At 45.9% G+C, this 13,934-nt stretch carries 15 protein-coding genes and 1 pseudogene; 7 read left to right on the forward strand and 9 right to left on the reverse strand.

Annotated elements, in window-relative coordinates; genetic code table 11:
- Positions 1–133: 133 nt before the first annotated feature.
- The gene (locus QUB68_RS21130; RefSeq protein ID WP_332996093.1) at positions 134–487 is read right to left on the reverse strand and encodes a type II toxin-antitoxin system PemK/MazF family toxin; all 354 of its coding nucleotides are present in this window, start codon (positions 485–487) and stop codon (positions 134–136) included.
- Positions 481–729 carry an AbrB/MazE/SpoVT family DNA-binding domain-containing protein gene (locus QUB68_RS21135; RefSeq protein WP_332996095.1) on the reverse strand — a complete coding sequence of 83 codons (249 nt, stop codon included), beginning with the start codon at positions 727–729 and terminating at the stop codon, positions 481–483. Before QUB68_RS21135 ends, QUB68_RS21130 begins: the two co-directional genes overlap by 7 nt.
- 183 nt (positions 730–912) lie before the next feature.
- On the opposite strand from QUB68_RS21135, the gene QUB68_RS21140 reads away from it, so the two are divergent.
- Positions 913–1,128, forward strand: a complete 216-nt coding sequence (locus QUB68_RS21140) for a prevent-host-death protein (protein ID WP_332996096.1) — start codon at positions 913–915, stop codon at positions 1,126–1,128.
- A 106-nt stretch (positions 1,129–1,234) separates the two neighbouring features.
- Here the strand turns inward: QUB68_RS21140 and QUB68_RS21145 are convergent, their stop codons facing one another.
- The 4 genes from QUB68_RS21145 to QUB68_RS21160 all read right to left on the reverse strand — a co-directional run bounded on the left by QUB68_RS21145 (position 1,235) and on the right by QUB68_RS21160 (position 3,974).
- Complete coding sequence (locus QUB68_RS21145; RefSeq protein ID WP_332996097.1) at positions 1,235–1,477, reverse strand: YgiT-type zinc finger protein; 243 nt, start codon at positions 1,475–1,477, stop codon at positions 1,235–1,237.
- Positions 1,478–1,479: 2 nt separating this feature from the next.
- On the reverse strand, positions 1,480–1,791 hold the full coding sequence (locus QUB68_RS21150; protein ID WP_332996100.1) for a DUF4258 domain-containing protein: 312 nt from the start codon (positions 1,789–1,791) through the stop codon (positions 1,480–1,482).
- A 251-nt stretch (positions 1,792–2,042) separates the two neighbouring features.
- Positions 2,043–3,554 (reverse strand): GUN4 domain-containing protein, encoded by a 1,512-nt coding sequence (locus QUB68_RS21155; RefSeq protein ID WP_332996102.1) that lies wholly within the window; start codon positions 3,552–3,554, stop codon positions 2,043–2,045.
- 6 nt (positions 3,555–3,560) lie between these two features.
- Positions 3,561–3,974, reverse strand: a complete 414-nt coding sequence (locus QUB68_RS21160; RefSeq protein WP_332996104.1) for a Pepco domain-containing protein — start codon at positions 3,972–3,974, stop codon at positions 3,561–3,563.
- A 292-nt stretch (positions 3,975–4,266) separates the two neighbouring features.
- Here QUB68_RS21160 and ispG point away from each other — a divergent pair, with 292 nt between their 5' ends.
- On the forward strand, positions 4,267–5,490 hold the full coding sequence (gene ispG, locus QUB68_RS21165) for a (E)-4-hydroxy-3-methylbut-2-enyl-diphosphate synthase (RefSeq protein WP_332996106.1): 1,224 nt from the start codon (positions 4,267–4,269) through the stop codon (positions 5,488–5,490).
- A gap of 274 nt (positions 5,491–5,764) precedes the next feature.
- Positions 5,765–7,120 (forward strand): carboxyl-terminal processing protease CtpC, encoded by a 1,356-nt coding sequence (ctpC, locus tag QUB68_RS21170; RefSeq protein ID WP_332996108.1) that lies wholly within the window; start codon positions 5,765–5,767, stop codon positions 7,118–7,120.
- A gap of 82 nt (positions 7,121–7,202) precedes the next feature.
- On the opposite strand, the gene QUB68_RS21175 is transcribed toward ctpC, so the two are convergent.
- Positions 7,203–7,388, reverse strand: coding sequence for a DDE transposase family protein (locus QUB68_RS21175; RefSeq protein WP_106332279.1), 186 nt, complete (start codon positions 7,386–7,388; stop codon positions 7,203–7,205).
- 388 nt (positions 7,389–7,776) lie between these two features.
- On the opposite strand from QUB68_RS21175, the gene QUB68_RS21180 reads away from it, so the two are divergent.
- Positions 7,777–10,464, forward strand: a complete 2,688-nt coding sequence (locus QUB68_RS21180) for a heavy metal translocating P-type ATPase (protein WP_332996110.1) — start codon at positions 7,777–7,779, stop codon at positions 10,462–10,464.
- A gap of 99 nt (positions 10,465–10,563) precedes the next feature.
- Here the strand turns inward: QUB68_RS21180 and QUB68_RS21185 are convergent, their stop codons facing one another.
- On the reverse strand, positions 10,564–10,911 hold the full coding sequence (locus QUB68_RS21185; RefSeq protein WP_332996112.1) for a hypothetical protein: 348 nt from the start codon (positions 10,909–10,911) through the stop codon (positions 10,564–10,566).
- A 105-nt stretch (positions 10,912–11,016) separates the two neighbouring features.
- Here QUB68_RS21185 and tmk point away from each other — a divergent pair, with 105 nt between their 5' ends.
- From tmk to msrA, 3 genes are all read left to right on the forward strand, one after another.
- Complete coding sequence (tmk, locus tag QUB68_RS21190) at positions 11,017–11,685, forward strand: dTMP kinase (protein ID WP_332996114.1); 669 nt, start codon at positions 11,017–11,019, stop codon at positions 11,683–11,685.
- 330 nt (positions 11,686–12,015) lie between these two features.
- Positions 12,016–12,978, forward strand: coding sequence for a DNA polymerase III subunit delta' (locus tag QUB68_RS21195; RefSeq protein ID WP_332996116.1), 963 nt, complete (start codon positions 12,016–12,018; stop codon positions 12,976–12,978).
- A gap of 41 nt (positions 12,979–13,019) precedes the next feature.
- A complete protein-coding gene (gene msrA / locus QUB68_RS21200; protein ID WP_332996123.1) occupies positions 13,020–13,508 on the forward strand; it encodes a peptide-methionine (S)-S-oxide reductase MsrA in 489 nt (162 codons plus the stop codon).
- 192 nt (positions 13,509–13,700) lie between these two features.
- On the opposite strand, the pseudogene QUB68_RS21205 reads toward msrA, so the two are convergent.
- A pseudogene (locus QUB68_RS21205) lies at positions 13,701–13,934 on the reverse strand (photosystem II q(b) protein); the annotation flags it as partial.

Raw genomic sequence — 13,934 nt, forward strand, 5'->3', positions numbered from 1 at the left:
CCGCCCCCGACAATCTATGGCACAAATCGAATATTTAGCGGTAGGGTGCGTCAAGAAATAATTCTCAACTATCACTAAAAATCTAATTCTGACGCACCATTGAATATTATTTCCTATTGATTTTGATTAACTATTAATCAACAGTCACATTATCAAACAAAATAGGTTGAATTCGCCTCAACACCTCCTCAATTATATCTGATCGACATTCACTAATAAAACTTGCTTGCCTTGCGCGAGAATCTAAAGAGCGGAGTTGATCCGTCATAATTACACCTGTTATCGCTTCACCTTCTGGAATGGGAACATAAAACGGATTTTTGCGTTGTGTGCTGCTAATCGGACAGACGAACACAAACCCCATTTTTCGGTTAAATTTAGTTTGACTCACAACCAGTGCAGGCCTAGTCCCCATTTGTTCGTGTCCTGCTTGAGGGTCAAAATTGAGGCGAATAAAATGACCTCGTTCGGGGATATAGTTTACCAAACTTCTTCTCCTTCTGGTTTTCTCCAAGAGACTTCTTCGCTAGATTCTATTTCGCCTGCCAATAATTCATCTAGGGTATATTTGGATATTTTATTATTTACAGGCTCTATGACCAGTTTCCCATTTTCTATGCTGCAAATTACTGAATCTTCTGCTTTAAGATTGAGAAACTTTACTATGTAGTCTGGTATTGGCAAAGCCAAGGAGTTACCTAATTTGCTGATGTGTATTTTGGCTGTCATACATTTGCGATGTTAACACTCAGGTTTATTTATTATAACACAATACGGTTTACATAAGTATTTTGTAAGGTGCGTCGCTATGAGATTGTCGATTTTTGTTGAGGATTTTTAGAGGCGACACACCCTACGACTGAACCCTATTGAGATATAATGTAGTTTTAACACAACACAAATCATTGTCCTATGAAAACCGTTGACAAAAGTCAATTAACCGCTCAATTACTAGAATTATTGCAACTTGTAGAGCTTGAAGGCGAAGAAATTTTAGTGATGGATGGGAATAAGCCAGTTGTGAGAATCTCTCAGTATGAAAAGTCTCTTTCAACTGAAGAATTATTTAAGGATATGCGGGGGAAAGTAAAATATTTTGAAGACTTAACTACGCCAACATTTGTTTGAGCGAGTATTTTGTAAGGTGCGTGGCTATGAGATTGTCGATATGTAGGGGCGGTGCCCCCGTGCCCGCCCGGATTTTTCGAGGCGACACACCCTACTTGACTATAACTTACCCAACGCGAAAAGATTGGCCCATCACTTGAAATTCTTGAGTCTCTTCTTGCTGCAATTGCTGTCTAATTTTGGCAAATTTCCTAACTGTTTCGACAGAGTACAACCGTTCTCCACAGCTTAGGCAAACTTCAGCCGATACTTTTAAGATAGCAGTATGTTTGCCGCCCCGTAAAAGTTTATCGACTTCTTTGATAACTATTTCACCGCCGCAAATCGGGCATTTTTCTACAGATTGCATTTTTAATTTCTCCTTTGTATCCAATTAATCCATCGATTCGCATCTGGGCGATAAACTGTGATTAGGATAGCTAGTTTATTACTAGGGACATAAGACCAAACACTATGAATAGGCTCGCCTCTAAAGGTTTCACCATAGATTAAGTATCGGGGATAGGGTTTTTCTTTGGGATAATTTTCTATGATTTCACCATAAAGGACGGAAAAGTAGATTTCATCAAATGAGAGATTATCATCCTCTGCTTCTTCATCAGCATGGTCTGTAATTCGCACCCTATTTTCTAATATTGCTTCTATAATATCGTTTAGATTCATTCGTTGAAAGATAAGTTTGCCTTGGGGAGAGTGGGATGCGGAAAATCCAGAGATTTTAGCAGTGGCCGAAAAGTTCATTCTGGCTAACTGTTACAACCCGCAAGTGGCGGGGCAGATACTACAAAAAACTACGCGAAAGCCAAAAGAAAGCGAGGATGGCCAGTGCCAGGTATCGGAAACGTAGAATTGGCGCGGTTTCGTGGTTTAAGCCTCTGTTATAAATCTTCACGAAACTCTGTAACCCTTAGATGTTACACTCTACAAGTCTCGACGCGAGAGAAGAGAACACCCATTCCCCTCCTACATTCACACCCTCCTCCCACACTCCCCAACCAATCCCAATGGGAGGTGCCCGGGAGGTGCCCCTCTTGTGATTTGGTGTTAAATTTTAGATCGTTGTAGTACAACCATTCTTTATTCACGCGCCAACCTACCCGATCGCCAAAAGTTTCCCAAATTTTACCATTATATTCTCTGGTTCCCCCCAGACTTTCATAGATGCGTTTCTGCATCGAAAAACCAAAGCGTCCATTACTGTATTTTACCCAAAGTTGGTCAATAGTTCGCAAGTCTGCACAGGGAAATCGATCGATATCTTCAACTCTCAGCCAGCCTTCATCTTTTCTCCCCGCTACCTCCAGCATTTTCTCCCCCGTTTCCTCATCTGCCTCTTTCCACTTTCCAGTTGCCAGTAAATCGCGCAACTTAGTGTAGTCTACTCCGCGTTCTGACTTGAGGGGAACATCAGGCTCAATAGGAGTAGGATTAGGAGGTGCAGGCTGAGGGGATTTTTCGGTTGTAGCACTATTTTTAGAACTCGGTTGATATGGTATAGCTGCGGGCTGTATCTTTGCAACGGCAATTCTTTGTAATCCTTTAACCGCATCCATGTCGCCACCAGGAGATGCAGCCAGCACCCGAATCCATAACTGTTCTGCTAGATCGAAATCTTGGTGAAGTTCAGCGATAGAAGCATCAAATTTCATCGGTGCAACATCAGCTTTAGTTGCATATTGCGGGCAAAGAATCAAGTGATACTTGCTGGCAGGCTCCGCAATCATATAAGGAGTTTGTCGAGACGTGTTACCTTTTTTGTATTGCCGAATCAAATCGGGAACTCGCCCATTCAAATAATGATTCAATCGCTCAACAGTTGCACATTTACCTTGAGCGCCTAATCCATCCAGCAGTGCTTTTGTAAAAATACCCTGTTGTAAATCATCAATTTCATAGGACAACTCATTCGGACTGCAAGAGAAAATTGTGATGACTCCCTTTTCTCGCGCCACTTGAGCAGCTTGATTGCCAATTCCTTCTCCCGATTTACTTCCTTCACCCTCACGACAAGCATCCAGAATCAGGACAACATTATCAGCACCGCAGCGACGCAATTGTTGTGTCACGTAACTAATCGAAATCGCTGTATCTGAAACATCTCCCGGATCGCTATCGCAAGCCATCAGATAATCAGACCCCTTATGGCGCATCCCGTGTCCGCTGAAGAAAAACCAAAAGTTATCCCCAGCTTCCATAAATGGCTTTTCAAACATCGCCCTCAGAACTCGTCTCAGGTTGACAAAAGAAGCACGAGTCGATTTACCATTAATATTCGGCGAGTCGTCGGAGTACAACAAAACTTGCTCAAATCCCGCTTCTTTGACAAGAAAATCTCGCATTAACTCTGCATCCCGCTTGGCATACTTCAGCGTTTGCGAGAACTCGTATTGATTAATGCCAATTGATATTCCAAAATTTCTTCCCATTTTACCTTAAGACTTACGTTTAAACCTTAACAATACAGTTCTTGTATCTGCAACTTTTGCCCCCATAGCCATTAAACTGAAAGAACCTTCAGCATTAATACCAACGGATAACTCAATTTCAGATAACTCGATCGCCTTCATGTCAGCTTCCATATCCGCTGCACTGAACATTTTATCCACCGTTTTCATGAACTCAGCCAGTTCTTTTTCTAATTTCTTGATACTCACTTTGTGCAGCCGTAAGCTATCCACGGCTTTTGTCACCTGCTTGTGTGCAGACTCAGCGGGCTGTTGTGCGTCAAAAAAACCAGAATAGTCTCCTATATGTGCGCCAATCTTCGCACCCTCCAAATCAGGTGCTTCCGGTGACTCATCGGGAGTATCGCCGCTAGTCGCAATGCTAATCATTTCATCAGGCATAACTGCTTAAGACTCCAAACTATTTATTATATAATTTTGCCAGAACCTCACCGGAATTGTAACGATAAATTTCATCCAAAATTTTCATCAACATATCTTCGCTTTCCCGGTGATAGCTGCGTAAGACTCGCGACGGGCTCAACATACGTCATGCGAGTCAGAGGTACGCGAATTTTTATCCCAAATCCTAAATCCCAAAACCTCTTTACCCAAACAGACCCTTTCTGTGGCAACCTAAAAAACAGCAGACACAATTTTATAGACCTTCGTAACAAAACTCTACCAATCAACTATGCAAACTCTGCCCAATCCAACTAAAACCCCCAACCCTCAACCAATTTTCGACACCAGCATCAAACGCCGCAAAACCCGTCCCGTCAAAGTGGGCAGTATCACGATCGGCGGAGGCAACCCAGTCGTCGTACAATCGATGATTAACGAAGACACCCTCGACATCGACGGTTCAGTCGCAGGAATTCGGCGCTTGCACGAGATAGGCTGCGAAATCGTCCGCGTCACCGTGCCCAGCATGGCCCACGCCAAAGCTTTAGCCGAAATCAAGCAAAAACTGCACGAAACCTACCAAGCTGTGCCCCTGGTTGCTGATGTCCACCACAACGGGATGAAAATTGCCCTGGAAGTCGCCAAACACGTAGACAAAGTGAGAATCAATCCCGGGCTTTACGTGTTCGAGAAGCCGAAAGCCGACAGAAGCGAATACACTGACGCGGAATTCGCGGAAATTGGCGAAAAAATCCGCGAAACCCTGGAACCTCTGGTGATTTCCCTGCGAGATCAAGATAAAGCTTTGCGAATCGGCGTTAATCACGGTTCCCTCGCCGAACGGATGCTGTTTACCTACGGCGACACGCCCGAAGGCATGGTGGAATCGGCCCTGGAATTTATCAAAATTTGCGAATCCCTGGACTTCCGCAATATCGTGATTTCCCTGAAAGCTTCCCGCGCGCCGGTAATGGTGGCTGCTTACCGCTTGATGGCGCACCGGATGGACGAATTGGGCATGGATTACCCGCTGCATTTGGGTGTTACGGAAGCTGGCGATGGCGAATACGGCCGCATTAAATCCACGGCTGGTATCGCCCCGCTGTTGGCTGACGGTATCGGCGACACGATTCGCGTCTCGCTGACAGAGGCGCCGGAAAAGGAGATTCCTGTCTGTTACAGCATTCTGCAAGCCTTGGGATTGCGGAAAACGATGGTTGAGTATGTGGCTTGTCCTTCCTGCGGCCGCACTTTGTTTAATTTGGAGGAAGTGCTGCATCAAGTGAGGGAGGCGACGAAGCATCTCACTGGTTTGGATATTGCAGTTATGGGCTGTATTGTCAATGGGCCGGGAGAAATGGCTGATGCTGACTACGGCTATGTCGGGAAGCAACCGGGTTATATTTCTCTGTACCGCGGCCGGGATGAGATTAAGAAGGTTCCTGAGTCTGAAGGTGTGGCAGAATTGATTAATTTGATTAAGTCGGACGATCGCTGGTTTGAACCTGAATAGGCTTTACTGGATATAGTTTTGAGCTTTGGGGGCGGGCAAGATGCCCACCCCACAATAGTTTTTTGTGGCACAGGCATCTTGCCTGTGGCTGGGTTGGGGGCGGGCAAGATGCCCACCCCACAAGAGTTTTTTGTGGCACAGGCATCTTGCCTGTGGCTTCGGGAACAAAACTGGGCAAAGTTGAATAAATATGTATCCAAAATCCGACCAAGGCTTGCCTGTGTTAGATTGGGCGTGATTATTTTGAACTCTTTTCCTCCCGCGCGTCAGACAAATGGTTATAACAAAACGAGGGCTTGTTCTAAGTGCAGCAGCAGTGGTACTCACTGCTGTAACTCTTGCCAACAGTGGTTGCAGTTCTAAATCTCTGGCTTCTTTTAGGGGAAGTCCTAAAGAATTGGTTGATGAAGTTTGGCAAATTATTGACAAAAGTTATGTTGATGGCACTTTTAACCAGGTTGACTGGAAAGCGGTGCGGAATGATTATTTGAACCGGACTTATACCAGCGACGACGAAGCTTACAAAGCAATTCGGGAAATGCTGAAGAAGCTGGACGATCCTTATACCCGGTTTATGGACCCTCAAGAGTTCAGAAATATGCAGGTTGACACTTCTGGGGAATTGACAGGAGTTGGGATTCAGTTGACTCAAGATGAGGAAACCAAAAAGTTGGTGGTGATTTCTCCCATCGAAGATACCCCTGCTTTTACCGCTGGCATTCTAGCAAAAGATATCATTACTAAGATTGACGGCAAAACCACAGAAGGCATGGATACGAATCAAGCGGTAAGTTTGATTCGCGGCCAGGTGAATACTGAAGTGACGCTGACTATTTTGCGGGGCAATAAGGAAATAGATTTTAAGCTGAAGCGCGCGAAAATTGAAATTCATCCCGTGCGGAAGTCGGTGCAGAAAAGCCCGATCGGCGAAATTGGTTATATTCGCTTAAATCAGTTTAGCGCGAATGCTGCATCGGAAATGAAATCGGCAATTAAGGATTTGGAACAGAAAAAGGTGACGGGCTATATTCTAGACTTGCGTTCCAATCCCGGCGGGTTGCTCTACGGAAGTATCGAAATTGCTCGGATGTGGCTGAAAGAAGGTACGATCGTCTCAACGGTCGATCGCGTCGGTGAGGCCGATCGGCAAACCGCAAATAAGGGAGAGCTCACGGACAAACCCTTAGTTGTACTCGTAGACGGCGGTTCAGCAAGTGCTAGCGAGATTCTATCAGGTGCTTTGCAAGACAACAAACGCGCGGTTTTGGTGGGAACAAAAACCTTTGGTAAAGGTTTAGTTCAGTCAGTACGCGGCGTGGGAAATGGTTCCGGTTTGGCGGTGACAATTGCCAAGTATTTTACTCCCAATGGCACCGATATCAATCACATGGGAATTAAACCGGATTTTGTGGTTGAACTCACCGATGCTCAAAAACAGGATTTGAGGCGCGATCGCGATAAAATTGCTACGGCAGCAGATCCGCAGTACGCAAAAGCTATGGAAGTTTTGACAAAGCAAGTTACTGGTAAAACAGGAGATAGTAAGGCTGAGTCGAAACCGAAGCCGGCGCCTGCGAAACCGACTGCGGCGCAGGCGAAACCGAGTGCGGCACCTTCTAAATCTAAATAGCAAGTTTGATCGTTCGGACTTCAGTCCTTTCCAAGTTTTGCAGGACTAAAGTCCTTACTACGAACGGTTTATGGAATCTGATTTATTGGGGTTGACATTTGCCAGCGCGAATTAATCCGATGCGACGGGCGATCGCATCTTCTGCGGAATCGTAAGGGCCCCACTGTTCTATAATAGTGGGGCTTTGCTGTTCGATTTGGGCGATGGGTAAAATTTCGCAATTACCCGCCGAACGTTTGACAATATAAAATTTCTGTGATTCTGTCATAGCTAAATTGGTTACATAAAAATTGGATAGTAACTAATATAATATCGTCTCCGGTCAATTGAGCGATCTAAAATTGGTTCGTAGTGCGGACTTTAGTCCGCAACTAAAAAGCGGACTAAAGTCCGCACTACGAACTGTTTTTGTTATGGTAATCAAACAGAAGACAACCGTACGTCCAATCTTCAACCCGCGCAGGCGGGTTTTGTCTGTCTAGACGCGGCTTCAACCGTACGTCTAATCTTCAGAATTGGGATAAGAATTAAAAAAAACTAACACTTTCGGAAGATGTCACAAAAAATATCTATCCTAAAATATAGACATTTGTGTCAACTTTGCATTAAACACTTTCGGAAACACCAAAATATTCTAATCAATACCAAAAAAAACCATGCAATTTGTCCCCAAAGCAATCCCCGAAATTCAACCCGAAATCATCCCAGTTAAAGAATCACCGCCACCAGAACTTGTTACTTTCGATGTCGCCGGGATGAAATGTGCCGGCTGCGCCAAAGCAGTTGAACGCCAACTCATGCAGCATTCAGGCGTAATTTCAGCTTGCGTTAACTTAGCCGTAGAAGTCGCAACGGTTGAATGTCAACCGGGGGCTGTCGATGCAGAGGTTTTAGCGAAAAAGTTGACTGATAACGGATTTCCCTCCCAGTCTCGCTTAGGTGGAAATCAGCGGGAAGCAGAAGCGGCGATAATTGAACGGCGACGGCAAGAAATTCGACAGCAAATCAATCAATTGTCGATCGCCCTTATCCTAATTATTCTATCCGGTTTAGGTCACATAGTCGGCACAAAAGCCCCAATTCTCAGCAACATTTGGTTTCACTGGGGACTCGCCACCCTAGCATTGCTGCTACCTGGCCGCCCGATTATCGTTGACGGCTGCCGCAGTTTGTGGCGAAATGCACCAAACATGAATACTTTAGTAGCTTTAGGCGCAGTCACAGCTTACACAGCTAGCAACGCCGCGCTGCTGTTTCCACGGATGGGATGGGAGTGCTTTTTTGACGAACCCGTGATGCTGCTGGGCTTCATTTTGTTGGGCAAAACTCTCGAACAACAAGCCAGACGGCGCGCTGCATCAGCGTTGCAAGCTTTAATCGCACTACAACCGGCCACAGCCCGCTTAGTTGATTTTAAACTGCCGATTTTAGATTTGCACTCTCAAGAATTGCCTTTAAACTCGACATCTGGCCTCTACAATCCACAATACATTGAAATTCCAGCCGATCGCGTCCGAGTCGGAGAATGGCTGCAAGTTTTGCCCGGGGAAAAAATTCCCGTAGACGGCGAAATTTGCGAAGGCAAAACAACCGTAGATGAGTCGATGCTGACTGGCGAATCGATGCCAGTTTTGAAGCAACCAGGAGATACAGTCGCGGCGGGAACTATCAATAAATCCGGGGCCGTTGTGATGCGGGCAACTCGCACCGGCCAAGAAACAACTGTAGCTCAAATGGTGGCTTTGGTGCAAGCAGCCCAAACTCGCAAAGCGCCGATTCAAAATTTAGCTGATACTGTCGCCGGATATTTTGTCTATGGCGTAATGGCGATATCGGTTTTAACTTTCCTATTTTGGTATTTTGCCGGGACTCATATTTGGCCTTCTGTGCTTTTAGGACACGATATGGGGCATGGGGCATGGGGCATGGGGCATGGGGCATCGGGCATGGGGCATGGGGCATGGGGCATGGGGCATGGGGCATTGGGCATGGGAAATCAATTATCAATTACCGATTACCAATCGCCTTTGTTGTTAAGTTTGAAATTGGCAATCGCAGTTTTAGTTATTGCTTGTCCTTGCGCTTTGGGACTGGCTACCCCAACTGCAATTTTAGTTGGTTCTGGCATCGGGGCGGAGCGCGGGCTTTTAATTCGCGGTGGTGATGTTTTAGAACGGGTACATCAATTAGATACAGTGGTTTTTGACAAGACTGGCACTCTCACAACTGGCAATCTCATACTCACTGATTATTTGCCGATTTTCCAGAATTCTGAGTTGGATTTGAACTCGGATATTAATGTTGGCAACAGGCAAGATGCCTGTTCCACAATTTCCACAATTGATGATGTTTCTGGAAACAGGCAAGATGCCTGTTTCACAATTGATGATGTTTCTGGAAACAGGCAAGATGCCTGTTCCACAATTTCCACAATTGATGATGTTTCTGGAAACAAACAAGATGGCTGTTCCACAATAGGCTCAAAACTGCTGCAAATTGCAGCGGCGGTGGAAAGAGGCGCTTGTCATCCCATCGCCGCCGCGATTTTACTGGAATCTCAAAAACAAGCTTTGCCGCTCCTACCTGCTGAGGATTTCTACACGGAACCAGGATTCGGGGTTTCTGCTTTAGTGGATGGCCGGCGGGTGTTCGCTGGGAATGTCGCGTGGATGAGCGAGCAGGGCGTCGCTGTGCCGACGCAATTGTCGGAGTCTTTGCACGGCAAAACGGCGGTTTACGTGGCTTCTGGGGGCGTTTTGCTGGGGGTAATCGGGCTAAAAGATACTCTGAGGCTGGATGCTAAGGCGACGGTCGATCGCCTGCGGGAAATGGGATTGCGGGTGATGATGCTGACGGGGGATACTGCGTCGGCTGCGGCGGCAACGGCGCAGCAGCTAGGTTTGGCGGCGGCTGATGTTTTTGCCGAAGTGCGGCCGGATGGAAAGGCTCGGGCGATCGCCAGTTTGCAAGCTCAAGGCTGTAAAGTGGCTGTGGTGGGGGATGGTATCAATGATGCCCCGGCTTTGGCTCAAGCTGATGTTGGTATCGGTTTGCAGTGCGGTACTGATGTAGCGGTTGAGACGGCTCAAATTGTGTTGATGCGAAATGCTTTGATGGATGTTGTTGAGTCGATCGACCTTGGGCGCGCTACTTTTAATAAGATTCGCCAAAATTTGTTCTGGGCTTTTGCTTACAATACTCTGGGAATTCCGGTTGCAGCCGGTATCTTGCTGCCTGCAACTGGAATTCTACTCAGTCCGGCGGCGGCAGCTGCATTTATGGCTTTTAGTTCTGTTAGCGTAGTTACAAATTCTTTGCTGCTGCGCCGGAAGTTTCGAGCTTAAATTTAGGCCTTGCACATAAAAGTCATCAGTCATGAGTCATTAGCCATGAACTAATGACTAATGACTCATAACTGATGACTGATGACTAATTATTTATGGCTACAGTGCCATACTTTCCAAGAGTCGCCAGTTATTGTTATTCATAATTGAACGGCTGACTAGCTCGAACATTTGACGGCAGTGGTTGTTGGTTTGCAAGGGCAATTCCTCGTTTTTAATCACGAAGTTCATCCGAACCTCTGATTCGCTAGCCGTGTTTTTCTCAATTAGGACTTCTGCGGTGACAAGTTTGGGAATCGAAACTTGACCGGGAATTTCGCGAGCCATGAGCGAATCTCCTGTATTGTAGATAATGTCAAGATTGCATGACTCTAAAATTTCAATCAGGGACTGACGGAGACGGTCGATGGGAACGGCAACGATAAAAAACCCAGTATAGCGAGCCATATAAAACTCCAGCGGTGAGGCATTTAGATTTTATTATCATACCGAACCTAGAAGAGATGAACAGAACAATATGGATTTATTTTATTTAGATGGAAAGTTAGGGGAATGAAGGGCAAACTTATCGTGTTTGAGGGGATTGAAGGTGCGGGTAAAACTACGCAAATGCAGCGGTTGATACATTGGCTACAATCAAGTTGCTTTTTGAAAGTCCGGTTGGTGGCTACTCGCGAACCGGGGGGGACTGAGTTGGGAAAAGGACTGCGGCATTTGCTACTTAAACAAGATCCGGAAGAATTGGTATCGGATCGTGCAGAATTATTTATGTATGCAGCCGATCGCGCTCAGCACGTCGAAACTTTTCTCAAACCCGAGTTATCGAAGGGAACGATTGTTTTATGCGATCGCTTCACTGATTCTACAATTGCTTATCAGGGCTACGGCCGCAATCTTAACTTGAATTTAATCAAACAGTTGAATGAAATTGCCACCGGCGGCTTGCAAAGCGATCTGACTTTGTGGCTAGATATTAATGTGGAGGCGGGTTTAGCAAGGGTAAAGAGTCGGGGAGAATGCGATCGCATCGAGCAAGCCGATTTGAAGTTTCACAAGCGCGTACAGCAAGGTTTTGCGGAGTTAGCCGAGTCAAATAAATCTCGAATAGTGCGCATAAATGGCGATCGCAATGAAGATGAAGTCGCCCAGGAAATCCAAACCATAGTAAGTCGCAAGTTAGAAGCTTGGGGATATTCAAATAATCCCAATGCTGAAAAGTAAGCTGACATAGCTGGCCAGAAACCGGGTTTTTTACCAAAATATTTGCTAAAAATCCCCAATCTCGATAAAAAACCCGGTTTCTTAGTTCCTACCTAACCAACCGTAGGGTGCGTCAGGGGGCAAACTTCTTGAATAGGTAGTCAAAACATCCAGCCCTGACGCACCTACAATAACTCAAAGTCCCCCTTGCTTTCGGGGGATTTAGGGGGATCTCCGGGCATAAATAGTGTTAAGTAAACCGTATTGCCCTATAAATCCGTTACATCCGTTACATAATCCGTTGCCGAACTTCCTTCTTCCCCCTTCCTTCTTCCTTCTTCCTTCACAAACATGGATTATTTCACATCATTAATCGGACAAAATCGAGCAGTAGAATTACTAACCCAAGCAGTCGAGCGAAACCGAATTGCTCCCGGCTATTTATTTGTCGGCTCTAACGGCACCGGCAAAAGTTTAGCAGCTCAATGTTTCATCGAGCTTTTATTCTCAGCCAATCTGACCGAAACCAAATTAATAACCTCCGTGCAAAATCGCGTGCGACAGCGAAATCATCCAGACTTGCTCTGGGTAGAACCAACCTACATGAACCAAGGCAAACGGCTGTCCACAAAAGAAGCAGAGGAAGCCGGTTTAAAGCGGAAAGCACCGCCCCAAATTCGCCTAGAACAAGTTCGAGAAATCGGGGAATTCCTGAGCAGACCGCCGCTAGAATCTGGGCGTTCAGTCGTAGTTTTGTCACAGGCAGAAACAATGGGCGAGGGAGCCGCCAACGGCTTGTTGAAGACATTAGAAGAACCCGGAAAAGCCACCCTAATTTTAATTGCTCCGACTGTAGAATCTTTGCTGCCCACTTTGATTTCCCGCTGTCAAAAAATCTCCTTTTCTCGGCTGAATCCCGGAGCAATGGCGCAAGTTTTGCAGCAAGCGGGATTCGCCGAGATTTTATCGCATCCCGAGGTAATGGGGATGGCGCAGGGAAGTCCTGGGGAAGCAATTGCTATTTGGCAGCAACTGCAATCAATACCCGATGATTTGCTGCAAAAGGTGAAGCAGTTACCTCAAAATCTGCGATCGGCTTTAGAGTTAGCTAAGGAAATTGATAAAACTTTAGATACTGAATCTCAGTTGTGGTTAATCGATTATTTACAGCATTGTTACTGGCAGCAATTTTTGGCAGGGGGAATTAGCCGATCGCCCTTAGAGCCCTTAGAAAAAGCCCGCCAATATTTGCTAAACTACGTACAGCCACGATTAGTTTGGGAATGCACACTAATGGGAATCTGTCAAGTATAATCAGAGTGCCTAAGTTTGATCCCAATACGATGATTGACACAATGGAAAAAGCCACATTTGCCGCCGGTTGTTTTTGGGGAGTCGAACACAAGTTTCGCCTCGTTGCGGGTGTCGTCTCGACCGCTGCGGGCTACACAGGAGGACACTGGGCGAATCCGTGCTACCTGGATGTTTGCGCCCGAGTCACTGGTCACGCTGAATCAGTGCTCTTGGAGTACGATCGATCGCAAGTCAGTTACGAAACACTGCTAGATATATTCTGGAACTGTCACGATCCAACCCAAATCAATCGCCAAGGCCCAGACAGAGGCGAACAGTACAGGTCTGTGATTTTTTATCACAATTGGGAACAAGAAAAAGCCGCTCGCGCCTCCAAACAAAAATTGCAAATTTCCGGTAAATACGACAAAGATATTGCCACCGAAATCAAACCCGCTGGTGAATTTTACATGGCAGAGGATTACCACCAGCAGTATCTTGAAAAGAAGCGACAACCCTCCCCGCAGACCGATTTATCTGCATCCACCTAATTATTAGGGGTTAATTATTATATTCTGTCCGCCCTAAAAACCACAATCAAATTAGTTCGATCGTTCGGACTTCAGTCCTCATCCAAATCAGAGGACTGAAGTCCGAACGATCGAACGTGATAAAAATATATTTTCCCAAACAAAAAGCGCCCCTATTTCTAGGAGCGCTTTTTGTTTATCTCAGACTAAAACTTAGCCATTGATGGAAGGAGCAACCAAAGCAACTGGAGTTGTTTCACCAGCGGCCAAGTCGAGTGGGAAGTTGTGAGCATTGCGCTCGTGCATTACTTCCATACCCAAGTTAGCGCGGTTGATGACATCAGCCCAGGTGTTGATGACGCGACCTTGTGAGTCGATAATCGATTGGTTGAAGTTGAAACCGTTCAAGTTAAACGCCATCGTGGAGATACCCAAAGCGGTAAACCA

This window comes from Microcoleus sp. A006_D1, assembly GCF_036702805.1.
Lineage (GTDB): Bacteria > Cyanobacteriota > Cyanobacteriia > Cyanobacteriales > Microcoleaceae > Microcoleus.